At 69.0% G+C, this 26,847-nt stretch carries 25 protein-coding genes; 8 read left to right on the top strand and 17 right to left on the bottom strand.

Annotated features, from left to right (window positions below; all coding sequences use genetic code 11):
* Nucleotides 1–33: 33 nt before the first annotated feature.
* From KV106_RS31115 to KV106_RS31075, 9 genes are all read right to left on the bottom strand, one after another.
* Nucleotides 34–744 carry an ABC transporter ATP-binding protein gene (locus tag KV106_RS31115; protein WP_261215021.1) on the bottom strand — a complete coding sequence of 237 codons (711 nt, stop codon included), beginning with the start codon at nt 742–744 and terminating at the stop codon, nt 34–36.
* Complete coding sequence (locus KV106_RS31110; protein ID WP_057590948.1) at nt 741–1,505, bottom strand: ABC transporter ATP-binding protein; 765 nt, start codon at nt 1,503–1,505, stop codon at nt 741–743. Before KV106_RS31110 ends, KV106_RS31115 begins: the two co-directional genes overlap by 4 nt.
* Nucleotides 1,498–2,475, bottom strand: a complete 978-nt coding sequence (locus KV106_RS31105; protein ID WP_261215014.1) for a branched-chain amino acid ABC transporter permease — start codon at nt 2,473–2,475, stop codon at nt 1,498–1,500. The genes KV106_RS31110 and KV106_RS31105 overlap by 8 nt, the downstream gene beginning before the upstream one ends.
* Nucleotides 2,472–3,344 (bottom strand): branched-chain amino acid ABC transporter permease, encoded by an 873-nt coding sequence (locus tag KV106_RS31100; protein ID WP_203204273.1) that lies wholly within the window; start codon nt 3,342–3,344, stop codon nt 2,472–2,474. The genes KV106_RS31105 and KV106_RS31100 overlap by 4 nt, the downstream gene beginning before the upstream one ends.
* A 268-nt stretch (nt 3,345–3,612) precedes the next feature.
* Complete coding sequence (locus KV106_RS31095) at nt 3,613–4,815, bottom strand: ABC transporter substrate-binding protein (RefSeq protein ID WP_261215011.1); 1,203 nt, start codon at nt 4,813–4,815, stop codon at nt 3,613–3,615.
* Nucleotides 4,816–4,838: 23 nt separating this feature from the next.
* Nucleotides 4,839–5,621, bottom strand: a complete 783-nt coding sequence (locus tag KV106_RS31090) for a GntR family transcriptional regulator (protein WP_261215009.1) — start codon at nt 5,619–5,621, stop codon at nt 4,839–4,841.
* A gap of 132 nt (nt 5,622–5,753) precedes the next feature.
* Nucleotides 5,754–6,602, bottom strand: a complete 849-nt coding sequence (locus tag KV106_RS31085; RefSeq protein WP_261215008.1) for a fumarylacetoacetate hydrolase family protein — start codon at nt 6,600–6,602, stop codon at nt 5,754–5,756.
* Nucleotides 6,603–6,648: 46 nt separating this feature from the next.
* Nucleotides 6,649–7,401 (bottom strand): SDR family NAD(P)-dependent oxidoreductase, encoded by a 753-nt coding sequence (locus KV106_RS31080; protein ID WP_261215006.1) that lies wholly within the window; start codon nt 7,399–7,401, stop codon nt 6,649–6,651.
* A complete protein-coding gene (locus KV106_RS31075; RefSeq protein WP_261215005.1) occupies nt 7,398–8,132 on the bottom strand; it encodes an SDR family oxidoreductase in 735 nt (244 codons plus the stop codon). Before KV106_RS31075 ends, KV106_RS31080 begins: the two co-directional genes overlap by 4 nt.
* A 119-nt stretch (nt 8,133–8,251) precedes the next feature.
* Between KV106_RS31075 and KV106_RS31070 the strand changes: the two genes are divergently transcribed.
* The 7 genes from KV106_RS31070 (at nt 8,252) to KV106_RS31040 (ending at nt 15,641) form a co-directional block, all read left to right on the top strand.
* Complete coding sequence (locus tag KV106_RS31070; RefSeq protein WP_057590941.1) at nt 8,252–8,959, top strand: FadR/GntR family transcriptional regulator; 708 nt, start codon at nt 8,252–8,254, stop codon at nt 8,957–8,959.
* Nucleotides 8,960–9,014: 55 nt separating this feature from the next.
* Complete coding sequence (locus tag KV106_RS31065) at nt 9,015–10,025, top strand: sialic acid TRAP transporter substrate-binding protein SiaP (RefSeq protein WP_261215002.1); 1,011 nt, start codon at nt 9,015–9,017, stop codon at nt 10,023–10,025.
* Between the two features lie 93 nt (nt 10,026–10,118).
* Nucleotides 10,119–10,676: a TRAP transporter small permease gene (locus KV106_RS31060; protein ID WP_261215000.1), complete on the top strand. Its 558-nt coding sequence runs from the start codon at nt 10,119–10,121 to the stop codon at nt 10,674–10,676.
* A gap of 27 nt (nt 10,677–10,703) precedes the next feature.
* Nucleotides 10,704–12,101, top strand: coding sequence for a TRAP transporter large permease (locus tag KV106_RS31055; protein ID WP_261214998.1), 1,398 nt, complete (start codon nt 10,704–10,706; stop codon nt 12,099–12,101).
* Nucleotides 12,102–12,103: 2 nt separating this feature from the next.
* Entirely contained in the window at nt 12,104–13,630 is a 1,527-nt protein-coding gene (locus KV106_RS31050; RefSeq protein WP_057590937.1) for a UxaA family hydrolase, read from the top strand.
* Nucleotides 13,631–13,643: 13 nt separating this feature from the next.
* Nucleotides 13,644–14,576 carry an SMP-30/gluconolactonase/LRE family protein gene (locus KV106_RS31045; protein ID WP_261214995.1) on the top strand — a complete coding sequence of 311 codons (933 nt, stop codon included), beginning with the start codon at nt 13,644–13,646 and terminating at the stop codon, nt 14,574–14,576.
* 3 nt (nt 14,577–14,579) lie between these two features.
* Nucleotides 14,580–15,641: a malate/lactate/ureidoglycolate dehydrogenase gene (locus tag KV106_RS31040; RefSeq protein WP_261214994.1), complete on the top strand. Its 1,062-nt coding sequence runs from the start codon at nt 14,580–14,582 to the stop codon at nt 15,639–15,641.
* A gap of 5 nt (nt 15,642–15,646) precedes the next feature.
* On the opposite strand, the gene KV106_RS31035 is transcribed toward KV106_RS31040, so the two are convergent.
* From KV106_RS31035 to KV106_RS31020, 4 genes are all read right to left on the bottom strand, one after another.
* Nucleotides 15,647–17,170: a catalase gene (locus KV106_RS31035; protein WP_261214992.1), complete on the bottom strand. Its 1,524-nt coding sequence runs from the start codon at nt 17,168–17,170 to the stop codon at nt 15,647–15,649.
* A gap of 121 nt (nt 17,171–17,291) precedes the next feature.
* Nucleotides 17,292–17,939, bottom strand: a complete 648-nt coding sequence (gene slmA, locus KV106_RS31030) for a nucleoid occlusion factor SlmA (RefSeq protein ID WP_093353943.1) — start codon at nt 17,937–17,939, stop codon at nt 17,292–17,294.
* A gap of 112 nt (nt 17,940–18,051) precedes the next feature.
* On the bottom strand, nt 18,052–18,945 hold the full coding sequence (argB, locus tag KV106_RS31025; RefSeq protein WP_057590931.1) for an acetylglutamate kinase: 894 nt from the start codon (nt 18,943–18,945) through the stop codon (nt 18,052–18,054).
* A 58-nt stretch (nt 18,946–19,003) separates the two neighbouring features.
* Entirely contained in the window at nt 19,004–20,101 is a 1,098-nt protein-coding gene (locus KV106_RS31020; protein WP_057590930.1) for a glycosyltransferase family 4 protein, read from the bottom strand.
* Between the two features lie 43 nt (nt 20,102–20,144).
* Between KV106_RS31020 and KV106_RS31015 the strand changes: the two genes are divergently transcribed.
* Nucleotides 20,145–20,903 carry a glycosyltransferase family 2 protein gene (locus KV106_RS31015; protein ID WP_261214986.1) on the top strand — a complete coding sequence of 253 codons (759 nt, stop codon included), beginning with the start codon at nt 20,145–20,147 and terminating at the stop codon, nt 20,901–20,903.
* A 7-nt stretch (nt 20,904–20,910) separates the two neighbouring features.
* Here the strand turns inward: KV106_RS31015 and KV106_RS31010 are convergent, their stop codons facing one another.
* The 4 genes from KV106_RS31010 to KV106_RS30995 are packed head-to-tail and all read right to left on the bottom strand — an operon-like array spanning nt 20,911 to nt 26,839.
* Complete coding sequence (locus tag KV106_RS31010; protein WP_261214984.1) at nt 20,911–21,954, bottom strand: glycosyltransferase family 2 protein; 1,044 nt, start codon at nt 21,952–21,954, stop codon at nt 20,911–20,913.
* Between the two features lie 18 nt (nt 21,955–21,972).
* Nucleotides 21,973–23,001 carry a glycosyltransferase family 2 protein gene (locus KV106_RS31005; RefSeq protein WP_261214981.1) on the bottom strand — a complete coding sequence of 343 codons (1,029 nt, stop codon included), beginning with the start codon at nt 22,999–23,001 and terminating at the stop codon, nt 21,973–21,975.
* Nucleotides 22,998–24,899, bottom strand: a complete 1,902-nt coding sequence (locus KV106_RS31000; RefSeq protein ID WP_261214979.1) for a glycosyltransferase family 2 protein — start codon at nt 24,897–24,899, stop codon at nt 22,998–23,000. Before KV106_RS31000 ends, KV106_RS31005 begins: the two co-directional genes overlap by 4 nt.
* Nucleotides 24,896–26,839, bottom strand: a complete 1,944-nt coding sequence (locus KV106_RS30995) for a glycosyltransferase family 2 protein (protein ID WP_261214977.1) — start codon at nt 26,837–26,839, stop codon at nt 24,896–24,898. The genes KV106_RS31000 and KV106_RS30995 overlap by 4 nt, the downstream gene beginning before the upstream one ends.
* Between the last annotated feature and the right edge of the window lie 8 nt (nt 26,840–26,847).

The raw sequence follows: 26,847 nt of genomic DNA, 5'->3' as shown, positions 1-26,847 counted from the left end.
TGTTCTCCGGAAGAGATCGTGGAGGGAAGCGCCTCAGAGTCCCAGGTAGGCACGCCGCAGTTCGTCGCTCACGAGCAGCTCGCCGGGCAGGCCCGAGAAGCGCACGCTGCCGTTCTCGAGCACGTAGGCGCGGTCGGCGATCTCGAGCGACTGGCCGACGTTCTGCTCGACCAGCAGCACGGCCAGGCCGCCATCGCGCAGCTCGCGGATCAGCGTGAACATCTCCTCGACCAGCAGCGGCGAGAGGCCCAGCGAAGGCTCGTCGAGGATCAGCAGCACCGGCTCGGCCATCAGCCCGCGCGCGATGGCCAGCATCTGCTGCTCGCCACCGCTCATGGTGCCGGCATGCTGGTCCATGCGCTCGCGCAGGCGCGGGAACAGCGCGAACGATTTCTCGAGGTTCTGCGCGCGGCGCTCGCGCGCCCGCGTGAACGAGCCGAGCTCGAGGTTCTCGCGCACGCTGAGGTTGGGAAACACCTTGCGGCCCTCGGGCACCTGGATCAGACCGGCCTTGACGACGTCGCGGTAGTGCGCGCCGCTCAGGTCCTTGCCGTCGAAGCGCACCGTGCCGCCCCAGGCCGGGGTGAGGCCGCAGACCATCTTGTTGAGCGTGGACTTGCCCGCGCCGTTGCTGCCGAGCAGCGCGACCATCTCACCGGCGTTCACCTTGAGGTCGACGCCGCGCAGCACCTCGACGCGGCCATAGCCGCCGCGCAGCCCTTCGATTTCCAGCAAAGCGCTCATGCTGCGGCTCCCGTTGCGGCCTTGCGCAGCCGCGCCGCGGTGCCGTGGCCCAGGTAGGCCTCGACCACCCGGTCGTCGGAGGTCACCTGCGCCGGGCTGCCCTCGGCGATCAGCTGGCCCTGTGCCAGCACCCAGACATGCTCGGCGAGGTTCATCACGGCCTGCATCACGTGTTCGATCATCAGCACGGTCACGCCGCTCGCGGCGATGCCGCGCACCACCGGCATCATCTCGGCGATCTCCTGCGGGTTGAGGCCGGCGAGCACCTCGTCGAGCAGCAGCAGGCGCGGCCGGGTGGCGAGCGCGCGCGCGAGCTCGAGGCGCTTGCGGCCGGCCACGGTGAGGTCGGAGGCGGGCTTGTCGAGCTGCGGCGCGAGGCCCACGCGTTGCGCCACGGCCTCGGCCTCGCGCAGCGCCTCGGTGCGGCCGCGCAGGTGCAGGTGGGCGCCGACCGCGATGTTCTCGCGCACGGTCTGCGCGGCGAAGGGCTTCACGATCTGGAAGGTGCGGGTCATGCCGAGCGCGGCATTGCGGTGCGGCTCGCGGCCGGTGATGTCCTGGCCCGCGAAGCGCACGCTGCCGGCGTCGGGCTTGAGGAAGCCCGACATCAGCGCGAACAGCGTGGTCTTGCCCGCGCCGTTGGGCCCGATCAGCGCGCTGAGGCTGCCCTCGCGCACGGCGAGGCTCACGTTCTGCACCGCCTTGAGCCCGCCGAAGGAGCGCGAGACGCCCTCGAGCACCAGCAGGGAAGACTCACTCATCACGGCCTCCCTTCGCGTTCCAGAGCTGCCGCACCGACTGGCCGATGCCCGCGATGCCGCGCGGCACGAAGATCACGATCAGCACGAGCACGGTGCCGTAGATCACCATGTTGATGCCCGGCAGCTCGCCGAACAGGTTGCGCGTGAAGTCCGACAGCAGGTGCAGCACCACCGCGCCGAGCACCGGGCCCCACACGGTGCCCATGCCGCCGACGATGGCCGCCACCAGCGCCTCGACCGACACGGCCGGGCCGTAGGCGATGCCGGCATCGATGTACTGGAACACCTGCACGTAGAAGGCACCGGCCGCGCCCATGAAGGCGGCCGACAGGCCGATGGCCGCGAGCTTGACGCGCAAGGGGTCGACGCCGACGGCACGCGCCGCGTCCTCGTTGTCGCGCACGGCCTGCAGGTAGGCGCCGAAGCGGCCATTGCGCAGCCAGCAGGTGACGAGCAGCGCCACCACGACCATCGCGAGCACCACCCACAGGTAGCCGGCGCGCGTGGCGAACTGCAGGTTGGCGACCGACTCGCGCAGCGGCACCATCAGGCCGACGCCGCCGCCCGTGAAGTCGACCGACAGCGCGAGGATGCGGAACACCTCGGCGAAGGCCAGCGTGACCAGCGCGAAGTAAGAGCCCTTGAGGCCGTAGCGAAAGCTCAGCGCGCCGATGAAGAGGCCGACCAGCGCGGCACCTGCGATGGCCAGCGGCAGCGCGACCCAGGCGTTGATGCCGCCCTGCAGCTGCGCGATGGCCTGGATGTAGGCACCGGTGCCGAAGAACAGCGCGTGGCCGAACGAGAACTGGCCGCCGAAGCCGCCGAGGATGTTCCAGGCCTGAGCGATCAGCGTGGCGTAGAGCGCCATCATCACGAAGTTGAGCGTGACGCCCGAACTCGTGACCAGCGGCACGCATGCCACCAGAACGGCGAACAGCGCGATGCCCGCGAGTTGCTTCGCTGCGCTCATGCCTTGGCCCCGAACATGCCCTGCGGCCGGAACAGCACCACGCCGATGAAGATCGCGAAGATGCCGATCTGTCCCAGCGATTCGCCGAGGTAGAGGCCGCCGAGCGACTCCACCACGCCGACCAGGAAGCCGCCGATCAGCGCGCCGACGAAGCTGCCCATGCCGCCGAGCACGACGATGGTGAAGGCCACGAGCACGAAGCCGCCGCCGACCTGCGGGTTGACGTAGTAGGCCGGCAGCAGGAAGCAGGCGGCCGCGCCGAGGCAGGCCAGGCCGATGCCGAAGCTCATGGCGTAGACGTGGTCGACATCGATGCCCATGAGCTTGGCGCCCTCCTTCTCCTTGGCGACGGCGCGGATGGCGCGGCCGAGATCGGTGCGGCCCATGATCCAGAACAGGATGCCCGAGACCACGAGCGCGCCCGCGAAGGCCACCAGCTTGGGCACGGCGATCATCGCGGGGCCGATGGCCACGGTGCTCAGCGAATAGGCGGTGTCGATGTTGCGCGTGTCGGACTTGAAGAACAGCAGCGCGAGGTTCTCCATCACGATCGCGATGCCGAGCGTGGCGAGCAGGATGTTCTCGTCCTTGCCGTGGCCCGCGCGGTTGATGACCACGCGCTGCAGCGCATAGCCGAGCGCGAACATGCCCAGCACCACCACGGGCAGCGCGAGGTAGGGATCGATGCCCAGCCGCTCCTTGAGGAAGTACACCGCGTACAGCGCCACCATCAGGCAGGCGCCGTGCGCGAAGTTGATGATGTGCAGCACGCCGTAGATCAGCGTGAGGCCCAGCGCGATCAGTGCGTAGACGGCGCCTGTCGTGAGGCCGTTGAGCACCGAGGGGAAGAGGATGCTGGGGTCTAGCATTTTTGTTCGTCGCGCGTGGGTTGTGGGCCGCCCGGCATGCGGTGCGGGTCGAGCGACCCCACTGCGCCGGCCGCTTCGCGGCTGCCCTGCGGTGCTCGCGTTTCGCGGGGTCTCGCAGAACTCGCTTCGCTCAAACAGCTGCGAGCCCTGATCCGCGAAACGCTGCGCTCCTCGGCGGCGCAGAGGGGATCGCCCGCCCCGCACCACATGCCGGGCTCCGCGGCTGATCGACGGCTGCCTGAATACCGTGGCATGGTTGGTCGCACGCTCATGCCTTCAGCGGGAACAGCGGCTCCACCTCGCGGTAGTCGCGCGGGATGATGACCTTGATGTCGTTCTTCACCACCTGCGTCATCAGCGGCTGCGCGCCCTCGTTCTGGCCATTGACGAACTTCGTGGGGCCATAGGGCATGAAGTGGTTCGAGAAGGTGCTCTTCTCGAGCGCGTCGACGATCGCGGCGCGCTCGCCCGACCTGGCGCGTTCCAGTGCATCGGCCAGCAGCCACATCGAGGCATAGGTCATGAAGACCTCGTAGCTGAAGAACTGGCCCTTGGCCTCGACGCGCTTGCGCAGCTCCTGCGCGCGCTTGTCCCTGGGGTTGAACCAGTGGTTGCAGTCGATGATGCCGTTGGCCGCGTCGGGAAACTCCTTCACGAACTTGTAGCTCGAGGCCGCGCCGCCGAGCACCGAGAAGATCGCCTTGGGCACCACCTTCTGCTGCTGCATGGTGCGCACCAGCAGCGCGTACTCGTTGTAGTAGTTGGCCGGGATCACGATGTCGGGGTTGATCGACTTCATGCGCAGCACGATGTTGTTGAAGTCGCGCGTGGGGTTGGCGTGCTTCACCACCTCCTTCACCTCGAAGCCGTAGCCCGGCAGCTCGCGCGCCAGCAACTGCGCGGTGCCGGCGCCGAACAGCGACTCCTCGTGGATCACCATCACGGTCTTGGCCGGGTTGCCCGCGGCCTTGTTGAGCACCAGCAGGTTGGCCATCGCGACCTCGGTCGACTTGCGGTAGCCGGGGCCGAAGCGGAAGGTGTTCTTCAGGCCGCGTTCGACGATCTGGTCGGCCACGCCCACGTCGACCACGTGCGGCAGGTTGTACTTGGCCGCGGCCTGCGTGGTGGCCAGGCAGATCGCCGAGGCGTAGGCGCCGACGATGGCGCTGACGCCGGCCTCGTTCATCTTCTCGACCTCGGCCGCGCCCGCCTGCGGCTGCGACTGCGCGTCGCCCAGCAGGGCCTCGAGCTTCGCGCCGCCGAGCGACTTGATGCCGCCCGCAGCATTGATGTCCTCGATCGCGAGCTGCGCGCCGAGCCGGCACTGCTGGCCCGAGTAGGCGAGCGCGCCCGTCACCGGGTGCAGCACGCCCACCTTCAGCGGCTTGGGTTGGGCCCCGCCGATCAGCGGGAAGGCGAGCGCGGAGGCCAGGGTGGCGGACTGCGAAACGAAGCGGCGGCGGGTCTGCATGGGGCGTTTCCTTTTCTTTGTCTTCAGTTGAACTTGGCCGACACGTCCCGGCTGACCCAGACCTTGGCGTCGATGCTGCCGACGCGGGACAGTTGCATCTCGTAGGTGTAGCGGTCGGGACGGTAGAAGCCGTGCAGCCACTGCACCGGGCGCTCGTCTTCGTCGTAGATCAGGCGGCGCACCGCGAGCAGGGCCGAGCCGACCGAGACGTCGAGGTGCTGCGCGAGCACGTTGTCGGCCAGGCGCGCGGAGATGGTCTGGTGGGCCCGGCCCACCTTCACGCCCGACTCCTCGAGCAGCACCAGGATCGGCTTCTTCGAGAGCTCGCGGCGGCCGAAGCGGCGCGCGATGGTGTCGGGCACGTAGGTCGTGATGTGCGAGAGCGGGCCCTCGCGCGTGGACCGCACGCGCACCGCCTTCTGCACCGGGTCGCCGAGCTGCAGCTGCAGCGCCTCGGCCACCTGCGAGGAGGCCGTGATGGTCGCGACCTCGAGCACCTTGACCGAGGTGTGCAGGCCCATGGTGACGAGGTTCTCGAGCAGGCCGCGCAGGTTGGCGCGCTCGCTGGCCGGCGCGCTCGGCGGCTCGCCCGCGACCGGGCCGATGGGCCGCGTGCGGCGGCCCGGCGTGCGCGAGATCAGCCCTTCGGCGGCGAGCTGCTCGAGCGCGCGCCGCACGGTGACGCGCGCCACGCCGAACTGCTGCATGAGCGCGAGCTCGCCCGGCAGCCCGTCGGCGGCGAAGCGGCCCTCATGCAACTGCTCCCGCAGCACCAGGTAGATCTGGTGGTATTTGGGCAAGGGCATCTGCGACATGCAGGCGATGTTTTTGCAGTTTCAATGTTCTGTCAATGGGACATTTAAAGGCACACGGAAACGAAAAACGGCCCCCGAAGGGGCCGTCGATGGCAGGAAACGAGAGCTCGGCTGCCGCGGGACTCAGAGCTTGAAGGGCACCACTTCCTGGCGCTGCTCGCCGAGGCCCTCGATGCCGAGCGCCATCACGTCGCCCTTCTTGAGGAACAGCGGCGGCTTCATGCCCATGCCCACACCGGGCGGGGTGCCGGTGGTGATCACGTCGCCGGGTTCCAGCGTCATGAACTGGCTCACGTAGCTCACGATCTTCGCCACGCTGAAGATCATGGTCTTGGTGCTGCCGGTCTGCACGCGCTGGCCGTTGAGGTCGAGCCACATCGCGAGCTTCTGCGGGTTCTCGACCTCGTCGCGCGTCACCAGCCAGGGGCCGATGGGGCCGAAGGTGTCGCAGCCCTTGCCCTTGTCCCAGGTGCCGCCGCGCTCGATCTGGAACTCGCGTTCGCTGACGTCGTTGATGACGCAGTAGCCGGCCACGTGATCGAGCGCGCTCTTCTGCGAGACGTAGCGCGCGCGCGTGCCGATGACCACGCCGAGCTCGACTTCCCAGTCGCTCTTGACGGAGCCCTTGGGCAGCATCACGGGATCGTTCGGACCCTGGATGCAGCTCGTGGCCTTCATGAAGACCACGGGCTCCTTGGGCACCGGCAGGCCGGACTCGGCCGCATGGTCGGCGTAGTTGAGGCCGATGGCGATGAACTTGCCGACGCGGGCCACGGGGCTGCCGTAGCGCGGCTTGCCCTTGACCAGCGGCAGCTTGTCGGTCTTGATCTTGCGCAGCTTGGCGATGGCGGCATCGCCGAGCTGCTCGGGACCGATGTCCTTGACGACGGCGCTCAGGTCGCGCAGCTGGCCGTTGGCGTCGACGAGGCCCGGCTTCTCCTTGCCGGGGTTGCCGTAGCGGACGAGTTTCATGCTTGCTTTTCCTTGGGTGGTTGGATGGTTCTGTGGGAAGGGGCGATCAGTAGGTCGAGCGGCCGCCCGAGAGGTCGAACACCGCGCCGGTCGAGAACGAGCAGTCGTCGGTGCACAGCCAGCCTACCAGCGCCGCGACCTCCTCGACGGTGCCGAAGCGGCCCTGCGGGATCTTCGACAGCATGAAGGCGATGTGGTCGGGCGTCATCTGGTCGAAGATCGCGGTCTTGACCGCGGCCGGCGTCACGCAGTTGACGCGGATGCCGGTGTCGGCGAGCTCCTTGCCGAGCGACTTGGTGAGGCCGATCACCGCGGCCTTGCTGGCGCTGTAGGCGCTGGCGTTGGGATTGCCGTCCTTGCCGGCCACCGAGGCGATGTTGACGATGCGGCCCTGCCCTCCCTGCGCGCGCATCTGCGCCACCACCTCGCGGCAGCACAGGAACACGCCGTTGACGTTGACCTCCATCACCTGGCGCCAGTCGTCCACCGGGTAGTCCCAGAGCTTGGCGTTGGGGCCGGTGATGCCGGCGCTGTTGACGAGCGCATCGATGCGCGGCGCATGCGCGAGCGTGGCCGCCACCGCCTTGGCCACCGAGGGCTGCTGCGAGACGTCGACCTTGAGGGCGCGCGCCTTGCCCGGGCCCAGCGACTCGGCGGCGCGCGCGGCCGCGGCCTCGTCGCGGTCCCACAGCGTGACCGTGCCGCCCGAGGCGACCAGCCGCTGCGCGATGCCGAAGCCCAGCCCGGTGGCACCGCCTGTGACCACCGCGTGGCGGCCGGCGAAGTCGAGCTGGTTCATATGGTGATGCCGCCGTCTACCGTGAAGGCCTGGCCGGTGGCGAAGATGGATTCGTCGCTGGCGAGGAATACGACCACGGGCGCGATCTCCTCGGCGCGCGCGAGCCGGCCCATGGGCTGGCGCGCGACGAAGGCCTTGCGCGCGGCCTCGGGGTCGGCGTTGGCGTTGATGCGCTCGCCCAGCGAAGGCGTGTCTACCGTGCCGGGGCACACCGCATTGCAGCGGATGCCGCGCGTGACGTAGTCGGCCGCCACGCTCTTGGTGAGGCCCAGCACCGCGGCCTTGGTGGTGCCGTAGACGAAGCGGTTGGGCAGGCCCTTCATGCTCGAGCACACGCTCGCCATGTTGATGATGCTGCCGCGGCCCGCCGCGAGCATGCCGGGCAGCACCGCCTGGATGGTCCACATCTGGGCGCGCACGTTGAGCGCGAAGGCGAAGGCGAGGTCGTCGTCGCTGGCCTGCTCGATGGTGCCGTTGTGCACCACGCCCGCGCAGTTGAACAGCACGTCGAGCGGCGGCAGGGTCGACACCAGCGCGCCGATGGCGGCCTTGTCGAGCACGTCGAGCCTGGCGGCGATGACGTTCGGCACGCCGGCGTAGCGCTCGAGCAATTGCGCATTGACGTCGGTGGCCCAGACCTGCGCGCCCTCGGCCGCGAGCGCGAGCACGCTCGCATGGCCGATGCCCTGGCCGGCCGCGGTGACGAGCGCGGTCTTTCCCTTCAATCTCATGGTGTCTCCGATTCGGGTTTGGCCCGATGGGTGGCACGGGCCGCGCATCGTATTCTGAATTGGCCTTACCACTTGTCCAATTCAGGACAACCCTTAAACCTGCTCACCTTCTCTTCTCCGTGCCCCTGCAGACCGTCGAACCCCAACGCCTATATCGCCAGATCGCCGATCAGCTGCGTGCGCTGATCGGCCAGGGCGAGTTCGCCGTGGGCGCGCGCCTGCCGGCCGAGCGCGACCTGGCCAAGCAGCTCGGCGTGAGCCGCCCCTCGGTGCGCGAGGCGCTGATCGCGCTTGAGGTCGAGGGCTGGGTCGAGGTGCGCACCGGCTCGGGCGTGTACGTGCTCGACCGTTCGCACCGCGCCAGCGCGCCGGTGGCGCCCACCGAATGGGGACCGCTCGAGCTGATCCGCGCGCGCCGCGTGATCGAGGGCGAGACCGCGGCCATCGCGGCGCAGATGGGCAAGCGCAAGGACGTCGACGCGATGACGCGCGCCATCGAGGTCATGCGCGAACTGGCCGACCGCAAGGTGATGCCGCTCGAGGGCGACCGCGCCTTCCACCTCGCGATCGTCGGCGCCAGCGGCAACGCGGTGCTGATCGAGACGGTGCAGAACTTCTGGGACTCGCGCAAGGGCCCGATCTTCACGCGCCTGGGCGGCTACTTCGAGACGGTGTCCTCGTGGCGCTCGGCCATCGCCGAGCACGAGGCGATCCGCGACGCGGTGGCCGCGCGCGACGCCGAGGCCGCGCGCGCCGCGATGCACGAGCACATGGACAAGTCCCACCAGCGATTCAGCGCGAGCTGGCGACGCGCGAAGCCTTCCTGACTTCTCGCCAGCGTTACTTCTTCTTCCTGCCACGACGATAACGGAGACAAGCCACATGATCAGCAGCAGCGGAAACAGCAAACGCACCACCCTCAAGGCCCTCGCCGCCTGCGCCCTCGCGGCCGGCGCGCTCGGCGCGCCGGGCCTCGCCTCGGCCCAGACCAAGCTCAAGTGGGCCCACGTCTACGAGACCTCGGAGCCCTTCCACAAGTACTCGCTGTGGGCCGCCGAGGAGATCAAGAAGCGCACCAACGGCAAGTACGACATCCAGGTGTTCCCCGCCTCCAGCCTCGGCAAGGAGGCCGACATCAACCAGGGCCTGACGCTGGGCACGGTCGACATCATCCTGTCGGGCGCGAGCTTCGCGGGCCGCACCTACACGCCGCTCGCGATCTCCTACTTCCCGTTCATCTTCCGTGACGCCGAGCACCAGCTCAAGTACGCGAAGAGCGACGTGTTCAGGGAACTCGCCAAGGGCTACGACGACAAGAGCGGCAACCACATCACGGCGCTGAGCTACTACGGCGCGCGCCACGTCACCTCGAGCGCCGCGCGGCCGGTGAGCAAGCCCGAGGACATGAAGGGCCTGAAGATCCGCGTGCCCGACGCGCCGGCCTACCTCGCCTTCCCCAAGTCGCTGGGCGCGAACCCGACGCCGATCGCCTTCGCCGAGGTCTACCTCGCGCTGCAGAACGGCACGGTCGACGCGCAGGAGAACCCGTTGCCGACCATCGAGGCCAAGAAGTTCTACGAGGTGCAGAAGAACATCTCGCTGACCGGTCACATCGTCGACTCGCTGCTCACCATCTGCTCGGGCCAGCTCTGGGGCCGGCTGTCGGCCGACGAGAAGAAGATCTTCAGCGAGGTGATGGAGGAAGCGGCCGAGCGCACGGGCCGCGAGATCATCGCCTCGGAGGCGCGGCTGGTCGACGAGTTCAAGAAGAAGGGCAACAACGTGATCACGGTCGACAAGAACGTGTTCCGCGAGGCCGTGCTCAAGGCCACCAAGCCCACCGACAACGGCTACCGCCAGCAGGACTACGACCGCATCCTGGCGATCAAGTAGGCCCGCCCTTCCCTTCCGCTTCGCGCGGCCAGCCTCCTTTCGCGCGCGAGGAGGGCCGTGCCGCGAGCGCCGACCACCCACGAGGAGATCGTTTTGAGCGACGAGAAAATCATCGACGAAGAAGGCCACTTCCATGCGCAGGACGAGGCCGTGGACCTTTCCGACACCATCGCCGAGGGCTGGATCTCCCTCGCGCTGTTCTGGCTGCTCGGGCTCACCGTGTTCTACCAGTTCGTCACGCGCTACGTGATGAACGACTCGGCCGCCTGGACCGAGGAGGTCGCGCGCTACATGCTGATCGGCGTGGTGTTCATCGGCGCGGCGATCGGCGTGGCCAAGAACAACCAGATCCAGGTCGACTTCTTCTACCGCTACCTGCGCGGCGCGCCCGGGCTGTGGCTGTCGCGGCTGGTCGACCTGCTGCGCGTGGCCTTCTTCCTCGCGGCCATCGTGATGACGGTGCAGATGATGATGAAGATCGGCAACCAGACGCGCATGACCATCGTCGATGCGCCGATGAACATCGTCTACGGCCTGTGCCTGGCCGGCTTCGCCGCGATGGCCTGGCGCTCGCTGCAGGTGCTGCGCATCCACTGGCGGCGCGGCTACAGCGTGCTCGAGCGTCCCGAATCCACCCTCGCCGACCGCTGAGGCCACGGCAGACCCGGTTCCCACACCATGCTGAAAATCATCTTCCTCGTCTTCATGGCCGGCGGCATCCCGGTGGCCATCGCCATGGCCGGCGCCTCGCTGGTCTACATCCTGGTGAGCGACAGCACGCTGCCGCCCTTCGTGGTGATCCACCGGATGGTCGGCGGCATCGACAGCTTTCCGCTGCTGGCAGTGCCCTTCTTCATCCTCGCCGGCAACCTGATGAACAACGCCGGCATCACCACGCGCATCTACAACTTCGCGCTCGCGCTGGTGGGCTGGCTCAAGGGCGGCCTGGGCCACGTGAACGTGCTGGGCTCGGTGATCTTCGCGGGCATGAGCGGCACGGCCATCGCCGACGCGGCCGGCCTGGGCACCATCGAGATCAAGGCCATGAAGGAGCACGGCTACTCCACCGAGTTCGCGGTGGGCGTGACCGCCGCCTCGGCCACGCTCGGGCCGATCATCCCGCCGAGCCTGCCCTTCGTGATCTACGGGATGATGGCCAACGTCTCGGTGGGCGCGCTGTTCCTCGCGGGCATCCTGCCGGGCATCCTGCTGGCGATCCTGATGATGCTGACGGTGGCCTACTACGCGCACAAGAACAAGTGGGGCGCGGACATCAAGTTCTCGAGCACCCGGCTGTTCAAGGCCCTGGTGGAGCTGGCCGTGGTGATCGGCTGGCCGCTGCTGCTGTGGGTGGTGGTGGCGAAGTTCGACGCGCCGGCGCAGCTCTCGGTGTTCGTCGGGCTGGCCTCGCTGTTCGTGCTCGACAAGCTCTTCCGCTTCGAGGCGCTGCTGCCGATCATGACGCCGGTGCTGCTGATCGGCGGCATGACGACCGGGCTGTTCACGCCCACCGAGGGCGCGATCGCGGCCTGCGTGTGGGCGATGATCCTGGGCTTCGCCTGGTACCGCACGCTGTCGTGGAAGATGTTCGTCAAGGTCTGCCTCGACACCATCGAGACCACGAGCACGGTGCTGTTCATCGTGGCGGCCGCCTCGATCTTCGGCTGGATGCTGACGGCCACCGGCGTCACCACCGACATCGCCAGCTGGGTGCTGGGATTCACCAAGGAGGCCTGGGTCTTCCTGCTGCTCGCCAACCTGCTGATGCTGTTCGTGGGATGCTTCCTGGAGCCGACCGCCGCGATCACCATCCTGGTCCCGATCCTGCTGCCCATCGCCACCCAGTTGGGCATCGACCCGATCCACTTCGGGCTCGTGATGGTGCTCAACCTGATGATCGGCCTGCTGCACCCGCCGATGGGCATGGTGCTGTTCGTGCTGGCACGCGTGGCCGGCCTGAGCTTCGAGCGCACGACCATGGCCATCCTGCCCTGGCTGGTGCCGCTGCTGCTGAGCCTGGGCCTGATCACCTACATGCCCAAGCTTGTGCTGTGGCTGCCGAAGATGTTCTACTGACGATGAATCCCTACATAAGACTCCATCCCGCCGACGACGTCGTCATCGCGCGCTCGCAACTGCTCGGCGGCACCGTCGTCGAGGAGGTCAAGGTCCACGGCCTGATACCGCCGGGCCACAAGGTCGCGATGCGCGCCATCGCGGCCGGCGAACCGGTGCGCCGCTACAACCAGATCATCGGCTTCGCGAGCAAGCCGATCGCGCCCGGCGAGCACGTGCACGTGCACAACCTCGACATGGGCCCTGACAAGGGCGACTTCGCGCGCGACTACGCCTTCGGCGCCGACGTGAAGCCCGCGCCCGCGAAGCGCGAGGCGACCTTCATGGGCATCAGGCGTGCCGACGGCCGCGTGGCCACGCGCAACTACATCGGCGTGCTGACCAGCGTGAACTGCTCGGCCACGGCCGCGCGCGCGATCGCCGACCACTTCTCGCGCAAGACCAACCCGGCGGCGCTCGCGGCCTATCCCAACGTCGACGGCGTGATCGCGCTGACGCACGGCACCGGCTGTGGCATGGACACGCAGGGCACGGGCATGCAGATCCTCGAGCGCACGCTGACCGGCTATGCCACGCATGCCAACTTCGCGGCCGTGCTGGTGGTGGGCCTGGGCTGCGAGGCCAACCAGATCAACGCCTGGCTCGCGACCGGCAACCTCGCCGAAGGCGAGAACCTGCGCGTCTTCAACATCCAGGACACGGGCGGCACGCGCAAGACGGTCGACAAGGGCGTGGCGCTGATCGAGGAGATGTTGCCGCGCGCCAATGCCGTGACGCGCGAACCCTGCAGCGCGGCCCACATCACGATCGGGCTGCAGTGCGGCGGCTCCGACGGCTACTCGGGCATCAGCGCCAACCCCGCGCTGGGCGTGGCGGTCGACCTGCTGGTGGCGCATGGCGGCACCGCGATCTTGAGCGAGACGCCCGAGGTCTACGGCGCCGAGCACCTGCTGACGCGGCGCGCGGTGCGGCGCGAGGTGGGCCAGAAGCTGGTGGACCGCATCAAGTGGTGGGAGCACTACACGGCCATCAACGAGGGCGAGATGAACAACAACCCCTCGCCGGGCAACAAGGCGGGCGGCCTCACCACCATCCTCGAGAAGTCGCTGGGCGCGGTGGCCAAGGGCGGCACCAGCAACCTCGAGGCGGTCTACGAATACGCCGAGCCGGTGACGGCGCACGGCTTCGTCTACATGGACACGCCGGGCTACGACCCGGTCAGCGCCACCGGCCAGGTGGCCGGCGGCGCCAACCTGATCTGCTTCACCACCGGCCGCGGCTCGGCCTACGGCTGCGCGCCCTCGCCTTCGCTCAAGCTCGCGACCAACTCGGCGCTGTGGAAGCGGCAGGAAGAGGACATGGACATCAACTGCGGCGAGATCGTCGACGGCACGGCCTCGATCCAGGAGATGGGCCAGCGCATCTTCGAGCTGGTGCTGGCCACGGCCTCGGGCGCGCCCTCGAAGAGCGAGCAGCACGGCTACGGGCAGAACGAGTTCGTGCCCTGGCAGGTCGGCGCTGTGATGTAGGAACGCACGGCCGATGACGACGCTTCCCTTCGGTGCGCTGGAAGGCACCGGCTTCGAGACGCTGGACCCGCGCTTCACGGGCCTGGTGCCCAAGCCCGAGCGGCTCGAGCGGCTGTGGACCGGCGGGCGCTGGTGCGAGGGCCCGGCCTGGTTCGGCGCGCTGCGCACGCTGGTGTGGTCCGACATTCCGAACGACCGCATGCTGCGCTGGGACGAGCGCAACGGCCAGGCCGCGGTGCTGCGCGAACCCGCGAACAACACCAACGGCAACACCGTCGACCGCCAGGGCCGCCTCGTGAGCTGCGAGCACCTGGCGCGCCGCGTGGTGCGCACCGAGCACGACGGCTCGATCACCGTGCTGGCCTCGCACTGGCAGGGCCGGCGGCTCAACTCGCCGAACGACGTGGTGGTGCATTCGGACGGCGGCGTGTGGTTCACCGACCCGAGCTACGGCATCCTGTCGGACTACGAGGGCCTGCGCGCCGACAGCGAGATCGGGGCCTGCCATGTCTATCGCATCGACCCGGCCAGCGGCGCGGTCGAGCGCGTGGCCGACGATTTCGTGAAGCCCAACGGGCTGGCCTTCTCGCCCGACGAATCCCTGCTCTACATCGCCGACACCGGTGCGAGCCATGACCCCAACGGGCCGCGGCACATCCGCCGTTTCTTCGTCAACCCCGACAACAAGAGCCTGCGCGGCGGCGAGGTGTTCGCCGAATGCAGCGCGGGCCTGTTCGACGGCTTCCGGCTCGACACCGAGAGCCGGATCTGGACCAGCGCCGCCGACGGCGTGCATGTCTACCACCCCGACGGTACGCTGCTGGGCAAGCTGCGCGTGCCCGAGCGCGTGGCCAACGTCTGCTTCGGCGGGCCCAAGCGCAACCGCCTGTTCGTCTGCGCCACCACCTCGCTCTACGCCATCACCGTGAACGCCAAAGGAATCTGAACCATGCCGAGAACACTGCAGGCCGACAGCCTGCAATCCACCGTCGCGAGCATCCTGCGCGCCGCGGGCAGCCAGCAGGCCGAGGCCGAACAGGTCGCGGCCAACCTCGTGATGGCCAACCTCAGCGGCCACGACTCGCACGGCGTGGGCATGCTGCCGCGCTACATCGACGCCGTGGCCGAAGGCGGCCTGCATCCCAACGCGGCGGTGCGCATCAACCTCGACATCGGCACGATGCTCTCGCTCGATGGCCAGCACGGCTACGGGCAGGTGGTGGGCGTGCAGGCGATGGAGCTCGGCATCGAGCGCGCGCGCCGCCACGGCAGCTGCATCCTCACGCTCGCGCATGCGCACCACCTGGGCCGCATCGGCCACTTCGCCGAGATGGCGACCTCGCACGGGCTGGTGTCGATGCACTTCGTCAACGTGCTCTCGCGCCCGGTGGTCGCGCCCTGGGGCGGCGGCGACGGGCGCTTCGGCACCAACCCCTGCTGCATCGGCATCCCGCTCGCGGGCGCCGAGCCCTTCGTGCTCGACTACGCCACCAGCCGCGTGGCGCAGGGCAAGATGCGCGTGGCCCACAACAAGGGCGAGCGCGTGCCCCCGGGCTACCTCATCGACGAGAACGGCGCGCCCACCGACGACCCCGGCGTGGTGGTGGTGCCGCAGGGCAACGGCCTGTTCGGCGCGCTCATGACCTTCGGCGAGCACAAGGGCTACGGCATGGCGCTGGCCTGCGAGCTGCTGGGCGGCGCGCTGACCGGCGGCGGCACCTGGCACCGGCCGGCCGACACCAGCCGCAGCGTGCTCAACGGCATGCTCACCGTGCTGATCGATCCCGAGCGCCTGGGCACCCAGGCCAGCTTCGACCAGGAGGCGCGCGAGTTCGTCGAGTGGCTGCGCCGCAGCCCGCCGGGCCAGGGCTTCGACGCGGTACGGATCGCGGGCGAGCCCGAGCGCGAGGCGCGCGCGGCGCGCCGGCGCGACGGGATCTGGGTCGACGATGCGACCTGGGGCGAGATCGTGGCGGCGGGGGCGAAGGTGGGGGTCGCGGTCGCCGCCTGAGATCGCTAGCTCTTGCTGGCGTCGTGCGCAGGCTTGCCGACCTGCACGCTGGTGTCGTCGCCCTTGATCCTGGCCTGCACGGCCCGGATCGCTTTCTCGAGCCGCGCGCCGTAGTCGGCATCGGCCTGGCGGAAGTAGCTCAGCGAACGGTCGATGATGTCCTGCCGCCGGACCGCGCCCAGTCCGCCCGCGATGTTGTTCACCAGGCGCTGCTTCGCGGCTTCGTCCATCAGGCGGTAGAGGTCGCCGGCCTGCACGAAATCGGTGTCCTCGGGGTGCTGCTGCCACTGGTGGCTGCCGGTCCAGCCGTGGATCTGCAGTGGCGCATACACCGGCTCGTTGCTCTGCTTGGGCGCATCGCTGAAGCTGTTGGGCTCGTAGTTCGGGCCGCGGCCGCCGTTGCCGTCGCCACGCATCGCGCCGTCGCGGCCGTAGTTCCGTGCCGTGGTCGCGTGCGGCCGGTTCACGGGCAGCTGCGTGTGGTTGATGCCCAGGCGGTAGCGCTGCGTGTCGCCGTAGCTGAACAGGCGGCCCTGCAGCATCTTGTCGGGCGAGGGGCCGATGCCGGGCACGAAGTTGGCCGGGTTGAACGCGGCCTGCTCGATCTCGGCGAAGTAGTTGTCGGGGTTGCGGTTCAGCGTGAGGATGCCGATGTCGATCTTCGGGTAGTCCTTGTGCGACCAGACCTTGGTCAGGTCGAAGGGATTGAAGCGGTAGGTCTGCGCCTCGGCCACCGGCATGATCTGCACCTGCACCCGCCAGCTCGGGAACTCGCCGCGCTCGATCGAATGCAGCAGGTCGAGGTGGTGGTGGTTCGGGTTCTCGCCGCCCACGCGCTGTGCTTCTTCCGCGACGAAGGTCTCGATGCCCTGGTTGGTCTTGAAGTGGTACTTGACCCAGAAGGCCTCGCCCTGCGCATTGACCCACTGGAAGGTGTGCGAGCCGAAGCCGTCCATGTGGCGGTAGCTCCTCGGAATACCGCGATCGCCGAACAGCCAGGTGAACTGGTGCGTGGCCTCGGGCGAGTGCGAGAAGAAGTCCCAGGCGTTGTCGGGCTCCTGCACGTGGCTGTAGGGATCGCGCTTCTGCGAATGGATGAAGTCGGGGAACTTGAGCGGATCGCGGATGAAGAAGATCGGCGTGTTGTTGCCCACCAGGTCGTAGTTGCCTTCCTCGGTGTAGAACTTGAGCGCGAAGCCGCGCGGATCGCGCACCGTGTCGGCCGAGCCGAGTTCGAGCGCCACGGTCGAGAAGCGCGCCAGCACCTCGGTCTTCTTGCCGACTTGGCCGAGGAATTTCGCCTTGGTCCATTGGGTGACGTCGGCCGTCACCTCGAAGGTGCCGAAGGCACCCGAGCCGCGCGCATGCACCACGCGCTCGGGGATGCGCTCGCGGTCGAAGCGCGCGAGCTTCTCGATCAGGTGATGGTCCTGCATCAGCACGGGGCCGTTCACGCCCGCGGTCTGCGACTGCTGGTTGTTCTCGACGGGCGCGCCGTTCTCGGTGGTGAGCTTGCGGGATTCGGTCATTGGGCTTTTCCTATCGGTTGTGGGAGCCCGTTTATTTTCAACAATCGAATGACCAGTTTCGATTGCGATTGCCTATGCCGGCGATAAGCCGCGGCCGCTGTGCGGCCCTGTCCTCAGCGGGTCAGAGCACCAGCGCGAGCAGTGCGTCGAGATGTTCGGAGGGTTCGCGGCGGAAGCCCGAGCGCGCGAAGCGCTGCAGGCGGCCGACCGCCAGCGAGGTCAGCGCCGACGCGCGCACCTGCGCATCGACGCTCGGCGTGGCCGAGCCCTCGGCGGCGCGGTCCTCGCGCAGCGCCTGGCGGATGCTGGCTTCGATCTTGTCGAAGAACTGGTTCATGCGCTGCTGCAGCCGCTCGTTCTCGTAGACCAGCGCATCGCCGACCATGACGCGCGTCATGCCGGGGTTGCGTTCGGCGAACTGCACCAGCATCGCGATGATGCGGGCCGCCTGTTCCTTGCCCGTGGCCTCGCGCTCGAGGATCTGGTTGACCAGGGTGAACACGCTCTGCTCGATGAAGTCGATCAGGCCCTCGAACATCTGCGCCTTGCTCGCGAAGTGGCGGTAGAGCGCGGCCTCGCTGACCTCGAGGCGGGCGGCCAGCGCAGCGGTGGTCACGCGCTCGGCGCCGGGCTGCTCGAGCATCGCGGCCAGGGCCTGCAGGATCTGCACGCGCCGCTCGCCGGGCTTGGGACGCTTGCGCGCCGGAGCGGCCGGCGCGGTTTCGGCCTGGGTCTCTGCACCGGGGACGACTGTCTCTTCGTTTTGCATGGGAGGCGCGTGCGGAAGATGTAAACAATTGATTCTCGCACAGCAGTGAGCGCGCGCCTCCCCGCGCGCCCGCTGGCTGCCGGCCCGTCCCGGGGCCGGCCTTCGCGCGGCTTCAGCGCGCGCGAATCATCGTGCCGTAGGCCTGGTCGGTCAGGATCTCGAGCAGCATCGCGTGCGGCACGCGACCGTCGATGATGTGCACGGCATTGACGCCGCTCTTGGCCGCATCGAGCGCGCCCTCGATCTTCGGCAGCATGCCGCCCGAGATCGTGCCGTCGGCGAACAGGTCGTCGATCTCGCGCGCGCTCAGGTTGGTGAGCAGCTTGCCGTCCTTGTCGAGCACGCCGGGCGTGTTGGTCAAGAGCATCAGCTTCTCGGCCTTGAGCACGGTGGCCAGCTTGCCGGCCACCACGTCGGCGTTGATGTTGTAGCTCTCGTTCTCCTCGCCGAAGCCGATCGGGCTCACGACGGGGATGAAGGCATCGTCCTGCAGCGCCTTGACCACGCTCGGGTCGATCGAGACGATGTCGCCGACCTGGCCCACGTCGTGCTGCACGTTGGGATCGGCGCGGTCGGCCAGCTTGAGCTTCTGCGCGCGGATCAGGCCGCCGTCGCGACCGGTCAGGCCCACGGCCTTACCGCCGGCCTGGTTGATCAGGCCCACGATGTCCTGCTGCACCTCGCCGGCCAGCACCCATTCGACGACTTCCATGGTCTCGGCGTCGGTCACGCGCATGCCCTGGATGAAGCTGCCCTTCTTGCCCAGGCGGTTGAGCGCGGCCTCGATCTGCGGGCCGCCGCCGTGCACCACCACCGGGTTCATGCCGACCAGCTTGAGCAGCACCACGTCTTCCGCGAAGTCGGCCTGCAGCGCCGGGTCGGTCATGGCGTTGCCGCCGTACTTGATGACGATGGTCTTGCCGTGGAACTTGCGGATGTACGGCAGCGCCTGGGCCAGGATCTCGGCCTTGTCGCGCGGGGGAATGTTGAGGACGGGGTCGGTCATGGGCGGTCAGGCTCCGGGACGGTGGACGATGGGACGGGATTCTCGCAAAGACGAACGGTCAGGGCCGCAGCCAGCGCGGCACCTTGAAGCGCACGATCATGAGGTAGGCGCCGACGTAGGTCGTGACGAACAGAAGACAGAAGAACATCAGCACCAGGGTGTTGTTCCAGAACAGCACCGCGGGCACCACCGACATCGCGGCGAAGATCCACAGGTAGGGCGAGGTGCGGTTGTTGCGCGCGAGCAGCTGGCGCGCCTCGTCGTCGGCGAAGGCCACGCGCACGATGCGGCGGAAGATCAGCTGGTGGAAGTGCAGCGCGTCGGCCGTGCCCGGCGACTGGCCGCGCGCGAGCTTGCGGTAGATCGAGAACAGGGTCTCCCACACCGGGTAGATCAAGAGCAGCATCGGGAACCAGGGCGAGACCACGCGGTGGCGCTGCACCAGTGTCACGCAGGCCACGGCGATCACCATGCCCCAGACGTAGGCGCCGCCGTCGCCCGCGAAGATCTTGCCGCGCGGATAGTTCCAGATCAGGAAGCCGAAGGTCGCGCCGACCAGGCAGACCATCATGGCCGCGAGCTGGCGGTCGCCGAGCTGCAGTGCCACGTGCGAGATCGCGAGGCAGACCAGCACCGCCACCGTGCCCGCGAGGCCGTTGTAGCCGTCGATGATGTTGAAGGCATGCGGCAGGCCGCCGATCGCGAGCGCGGCGAACAGCACCGAGGCATAGGGCACGGCCGCGAGCCAGCCGTCGACCAGCGGGATGCCGGTGCGCGCGAGGCTCAGGCCATGCACCCAGCACACCAGCAGCGCCGCGCCCAGGGTGAGCATCAGCCGCCAGCGCACCTGCACGCGCTGCGTGACGTCCTCGACGATGCCGCCGAGCACGGCCGGCAGGATGCAGACCAGCATCAGCATCGAGGCCGACACGGGCCACGAGACGTTGAACGGATCGGTGCCGGTGATGCCGGCCGCGAGCCAGGCCACGCCCATGCCGAGGATGATGCCCGCGCCCCCCAGCCGCGGCACATGGCCCTTGTGGAAGCGCTGCGGCATGTCGGCGCCGTACAGCCGCGCATGGCGGCGCGCGCGGCGCATGAAGATCTGGACCGCGAAGGCGGAGACGAAGAAGCTGATGACGATCAGGGCAATCATGGGTGGTAGCGGGGCCCCTAGAATCCCCGGGCGAAATTAGACCATGGCCATCCCCGCTACGACCTCCCCCGCCGTCACGATTTCGATCGTGAGCCACGGGCAGCTCGAACTCGTGCGCCCCCTGCTCGACCAGATCGACCGCTTCAGCCGCGAACAGGTGGCCAAGGTGGTGCTGACGCTGAACATCCCCGAGTCCGACGCGCCGCTGGCCGGCGCCGCCTGGGGCTTCGCGCTCGAACGCATCGAGAACGCGCAGCCCAAGGGCTTCGGCGCCAACCACAACCAGGCCTTCGAGCGCTGCGCCACGCCATGGTTCCTGGTGCTCAACCCCGATATCCGTTTCGATGCCGATGTGCTGGCGCCGCTGGTCGCGCTGGCGGCACCCGACGCGGGGCTGCTCACGCCGCGCATCCTCGAATCAGGCCGCAGCGAACCCGAGCAGCACCGCAACGTGCTTTCTCCGCTGGAGATCCTCACGCGCAGAAAGCCGGGCTACGTACGCCCCGACACGCCGGCCTGGATTCCAGGCCTCTTCATGCTGTTCCGATCCGAGGCCTACGCGCGTATCCGCGGCTTCGACGAGCGCTACTTCATGTACGGCGAGGATTTCGACATCTGCGCCCGTCTGGCCCTGGCCGGCTGGCAATTGCAGGTGGGCGAGCAGTTGCGAGCGCGCCACGACGCCCAGCGCGCCAGTCATCGAAGCATGAAGTATCTGTATTGGCATGCCTCCAGCCTGCTGAAGGTCTGGACCTCGGGCGCCTTCTGGCGCTACCGCCGGCTGCGCCAAAAGACCCACTGAGCGCCCCTCAGCCCAGCAATCGGCGCAACGAGCGCACCCCGGGCAGCCGCGTCAGCTTGCCGATGGCGCGGATCAGCCCCGGCGGGCTGTGTTCGGCCATGAAGACGGTGGCGCGCAGCTCGCGCTTCTTGCGGCCGCTGACCGCCGGGCTCGCATAGACGATCGCCGCGTATTCGGCGAGCACCGCGCTCATCTCGGCGCGGTTCGGGTCGTTGGCCTTCACTGCCTCGATCACGTGGTCCATGAAGAAGCGGCCGAAGCGCGGCATCAGGCAGTCGCGCAGCACGTAGCGGTTGCGCCGGGGTTCGTCGGGGAACATGCCGACCAGCTTCTTGAAGTACTTGAAGCGGCTGCGGATCATGCGCATGTCGAACGAGGTGCTGCCGGTGTGGATGCACCAGACCGTGACCACCTTGTCGATGAAGTGGTTCGTGAAGCCCTTGCGGAAGATGCGCAGGAACAGGTCGTCGTCCTCGAAGCCCATGAACTGGGTGTCGAAGCCGCCCACCGCGTCGAAGGCCTTGCGCGTCACGATCGCGGCCGAGGGCAGCACGAAGATGTCGTGGCGCAGCATCTCGAAGATGTTGGTCTTCGGGTGATGCAGCGTGTGGTCCTTGACCATCGCCGCGCGGATGATGTTGCCCTCGCCATCGGCCTCGGCCAGGTCGGCGTAGACGAAGCCCAGGCGCGGGTCATCGGCCGGGATGCCCTTGACCAGGATCTCGATGTGGTTCGACAGATAGAAGTCGTCCTGGTCGAGGAAGCAGATGTACTCGGCCGTCGAGGCCGCCACGCCGGCGTTGCGCGCCGAGCCCTGGCCCCCGTTCTCCTTGTCGAGGATGCGGAACGGGAAGCGCGCGGCCAGCGCGTCGAGGCTGGCTCGCTCCTCGGGACGCGAGCCGTCGTTGACCACGATGACCTCGCTGGCCGGCATCGACTGCGCGAACACGCTCGCCACCGAGCGCTCGATGAAGGCCGAGCCGTTGTAGAACGGGATCACGACCACCACGGTCGGCGGCACGGAGGCGGGGGTCTGGGGGATGTGGCTCACGGAGGGCTCGGGAATGGATCAGACGGATTCGAACAGATCGCGCACCACGCCGCGAAAACCGCGGCCGAACCGGTCGTAGCGACCCGTTCGGGCCTCGCGCAGGATCGGCAGCACGCGCGCCCAGCGCGAGGCCGGCAGCTGCGTGCGGAAGCGCTGGTGCACGATCTTGCCGCGCAGCTTGTCGAGGGTGTCGGCGGTCACCGGACGGCCCGCGCGCGCCACCTGCTCGAGGCGCTCGAGCAGCAGCTCGGCCTTGCGCGCGCGCTCGACGTGGGTGGTGCCGCGCGAGGCCAGGGCCTTGCGCACCTTCTCCATGAAGGTGTCGCGCCGCGCGCCGATCTGGTTGCCGCCATGCTGGCGGTAGTCGATCAGCTGCGCCTCGACGGTGTCGATGCGCGCGAAGGCCGAGGCCACCGTGGCGATCCACTCGTCGTGCACCCATTCGACGGGGAACGGCAGCACCGCGTCGAGCAGCTCGCGATGGAACACCGTGGTCGCGCCGGTGACGATGTTGCGGCGCAGGAGCACGTCGAAGGCCTGGCCCGCATGCATGCGCTCGAGCTCGCCGGCCGTGACCTCGATCGCATGGAACAGCGTGCCGCCCAGCGGCGCGCCCTCGGCGTCGACGAGGCGCGCGTCCGAGTGCAGCAGCCGCAGCTCGGGCCTGCGCTCGAACTCGGCCACCAGCCGCTCGAGCCGCTCGGGCACCCAGGCATCGTCCTGGTCCGACAGCGCGATCAGCGTGCCGCCGCAGGCGCGCACCGCCTGCTCGAAGTTCTTGACCACGCGCAGGCCGACGGGATTGACGATGACGCGCAGCGCGATCGCGAGGCCGGGCCGCTCGCGCAGGCATTCCTCGACGGTGGCGCGCGCCACCTCGACGCAGGCATCGCGCGAGGCGTCGTCGGACAGCACGATCTCCATCGGCGGCCGGGTCTGCAGGCAGATGCTGCGGACCTGCTCGCGCACGAAGCGCTCGCCGTTGTAGGTGCACAGGGCGACCGAGACGGTCAGTGCCCCGGCGGAAGAAGCCGCCACCTCGCTCATGGCGCCAGCCCCTTCGGCGCGCGCGGCGGCCAGGCATAGCTGAAGTCCTCGATCGCGAGGCTCAGGTTCGGGTTGTAGGCCGGGTCGTTGAACAGCAACTCGCCCCAGCGCTGCTTCATGTAGCCCTCCTCGCCGAGGAAGCGCTGGATCTGCGCCTCCGACAGGTCCGAGGGCCGCGTGGCCGACTCGTGATGGTAGAGCTCGGCATGGGGCGTCCAGACGTTGCGATAGCCGGCTTCGCGCAGCCGCAGGCAGAAGTCGACGTCGTTGTAGGCGACCTTGAGGTTCTTCTCGTCGAGCCCGCCCACCTGTTCGTAGAGCGCGCGCCGCACGATCAGGCAGGCGGCCGTCACGGCCGAGAAGCCCTGCAGCAGCGCCGCGCGCCCGAAGTAGCCGGCATCGCCCTGGCCGAGCCGGCGGTGCGCATGGTCGGCCACGCCGCCGCGGTAGCCCAGCACCACGCCCGCATGCTGCAGCGTGTTCTCGGGATACCACAGCCGCGCGCCCACGGCGCCCACGCCGGGCTGCAGCGCGATCGAGACCATCTCGCCGAGCCAGTCGGGCGAGATCACCTCGATGTCGTTGTTGATGAGGCCGAAGACCTCGCCCCTGGCGACCGCCGCGGCCTGGTTGTTGAGCGCCGAGTAGTTGAAGGGGCTGTCGTCGCGCAGCACGCGCACGCCCGCGCGCGCCGAGATCTCCTCGAAGTAGCGCAGCGCCTCGGGGTCGTCCGAGCCGTTGTCGACCAGGATGATCTCGTAGCGCGGGTAGAGGGTCTTCTCGAGGATGCTCTCGATGCACTGGCGCACCAGCTTCAGGCCGTTGCGCGTGGGAATGAACAGCGACACCAGCGGCAGCTCGGCCGGCAGCGCATGGCGCACGCGGAAGCCGGCGCCCGCGCGCTCGGCCGTGGCCTCGATGCCGCCGCGCGCCAGGTGCGCCTGCAGCGCGCGCTCGCCGCCCTCGGGCGCGTACTCGGCCGGGTCCATCGCATGCACCGCCTCTTCGGAGGCCACATGGCGGTGGTAAAGCGCCTTCGGCACATGGACGATGCGCGCCGCATCGAGGCGCTCGGCCGCGCGCAGCACCAGGTCGTAGCGCGCCGCGTCGCCGAAGCGCTCGTCGAGCCGACCCACCTCGCGCAGCAGCGGCGCCGCGAAGAAGGCCAGCCGCGAGACGAAGTCCTGCGAGCGCAGCAGGTCGAGGTTCCAGTCGGGCTTGAAGTACGGCGCCGAGCGCTGCCCGTCGGCCGCGATCCGGTCCTCGTCGGTGTAGATCAGCGCGGCCTCGGAATGGGCCACGGCGGCCTCGGCCACGCGCCACAGCGCATCGGCGGCCAGCGCATCGCGCGCATCGCAGGCGGCGAGCCAGCCGTCGGCACCGGGGTCGGCGGCGTTGAAGGCCTGCGCGAGCGTCGCCTCGGCGAACTCGATGCGCGGCTCGGCCGCGGCCAGCCGGCCGGCCAGCGCCTTGACCTCCTGCGCCGTGCCCGGGCCGACCGCGAGCACCAGCCGCCAGTGCGCGAAGACCTGGTCGCGCACCGAAGCCACGGCGCGCTCCGCCTGCTGCGCATCGGCGCCATCGAGCGCCATCACCAGTACGAAGCCGGGCCGGCGCGGCCAGCCGGCGGCCTGCGCCTCGAGCGCCTGGCGCTGCGTCGGCGCGAGCGGCGCGTCGTGGCGCTTGACCCATTCGCGGTACTGGAAGCGGTCGGGCCGAGAGGCATCGGCCATCAGCGGCGGGCCGTCGTTGCGCAGCAGCACACCGACCGAGCGCACCACGCCGCGCAGGCCCGATTGGCGCAGGATCTTCACGGCGCGGCGCGCGGTGCCGCCGAGGCCGCCGCCCTTGTAGAGAGCGTTCGGGACGAAGCTCAAGGCACGCAGGAGGCGGTTCATGGCCGCACCTCCGGCACGGGCCTCGGCGGCCAGGCCAGCGCGAAGTCTTCCGAGGCCAGGCTCAGGTTCGGGTTGTAGGCGGGATCTCGGTCGAGCACGGCGGCCCAGCGGGTCTTCATGTGGTTCTCTTCTCGCGCCGCGCGCTCGCGCTGGGCCGGGTCCAGGTCGCGCGGCCGGGTGGCCGATTCATGGTGGTAGAGCTCCGCATGCGGCGTCCAGACGTTGCGGTAGCCGGCCTCGCGCAGGCGCAGGCAGAAGTCGATGTCGTTGTACGAGATCTTGAGGTGGTCGGCATCGAGCCCGCCCACCTGCTGGTAGACGGCCTTGCGCACCACCAGGCAGGCCGCGGTCACGGCCTCGAAGGACTGGATCAGCTGCGCGCGGTTGAAGTAGCCGCCCTCCGCGCGCGGCAGGTGCTTGTGGGCATGGCCGGCGATGCCGCCGATGCCCAGCACCACGCCCGCGTGCTGCACCGTGCCGTCGGGGTAGAGCAGCTTCGCGCCCACCGCGCCGACGTCGGGCTGCAGCGCGAGCGCCACCATCTCCTCGAGCCAGTCGGGGGTGATGACCTCGATGTCGTTGTTGATCAGCGCCACCAGTTCGCCCCGGGCCTGTGCCACCGCGGCGTTGTTGAGCGCCGCGTAGTCGAACGGCCCGTCGTCGCGCAGCACCTGGAAGCCCGGCTGCTCGCGCAGCTCGGCGAAGTAGCGCAGCGCCTCGGGATCGGTGGAGCCGTTGTCGACCAGCAGGATCTCGTAGTCGGGGTAGGTCGAGAGCGCCACGATGCTCTCGATGCACTGGCGCACCAGGCCCAGCGCATCGCGCGTGGGGATCACCAGCGACACCTTCGGCCAGCGCGCGGGTGCCGCCAGCCGGGTGCGGTAGCCATGCGGCGTGCTCTCGGTGCGCGCGGCCAGGCCGATGCGCTCGAAATGCTCGTCGAGGGCCCGTTCGCCCGCGATCTCGGCATAGGGCTTGGCGCCGGCCGACTGGGCCGTGCTCTCGGCATGCGCGCGCCAGTGGTAGAGCACGTGCGGGATGTGCCGCACCTGCCGCAGCGGGTCGATGCGCTCGATGCAGCGCAGTGCGAGGTCGTAGTCCTGCGCGCCCTCGAAGCCCTTGCGGAAGCCGCCGACCTCGAGCACCAGCGCGCGCTGGTAGACCCCGAGGTGCGAGAACATGTTCTGCGAGCGGAACAGCTCGGGGTTCCAGTCGGGCTTGAAATAGGGGTTGTAGCGCCGGCCGGCGGCGTCGATCTTGTCCTCGTCCGAATAGACCATGCGCGCCTCGGGATGGGCGCGCAGCTCGTGCGCGACGCGCAGCAGCGCATCGGGCGCGAGCAGGTCGTCGTGGTCCATCAGCGCCACCCAGTCGCCACCGGCCAGCGCCAGCGCGCTGTTCGAGGCTTCGGAGATGTGGCCGTTGACCGGCCGGCGGACCCAGCGGATACGGCTGTCCTCGGCGGCCGCGGCCTCGAGGAGGGCCGCCACCTGCGGATCGGTCGAGGCATCGTCGGCGATGCAGAGCTCCCAGCGGTCGTAGGTCTGCGCGCGCACCGAGGCAATGGCTTCGCGCAGCCAGGCCGGCTGGGGGTTGTAGGTGGGCATCAGCACCGAGATCAGCGGGCGTTCGGACCAGCCCCGCGTCTCGGCCGCGAGTGCCGCCAGCGGCCCCGCCTGCAGCGCCGCCGACCGCGCGATCCATTCCGCGTAGTTGCCGCCCGCGATGCCCGCCGGCAGTGGCGGCCCGCCGCGCAGGCGCTGCACCACCCGGCTGGCCCAGCGCACCGGGGCCGTGAGCCGCCAGCTGGTCGAGCGCTCCATGGCGGCCACCTGCTGCTCGAGCGCATGCACCCGGGCCTGCAATTGGGCCTTGGTCAGCTCGGCGGGGCGTGCGGGTCGGCGTCTCCCTGTGGATGCGGCGGGCAGCGTGGGCCTCATAAAATACG

The organism is Variovorax endophyticus (assembly GCF_025376855.1).
Lineage (GTDB): Bacteria > Pseudomonadota > Gammaproteobacteria > Burkholderiales > Burkholderiaceae_C > Variovorax.
The sequence above is the reverse complement of the archived record's forward strand: the minus strand, read 5'-3'. Positions and strand labels throughout refer to the sequence as shown.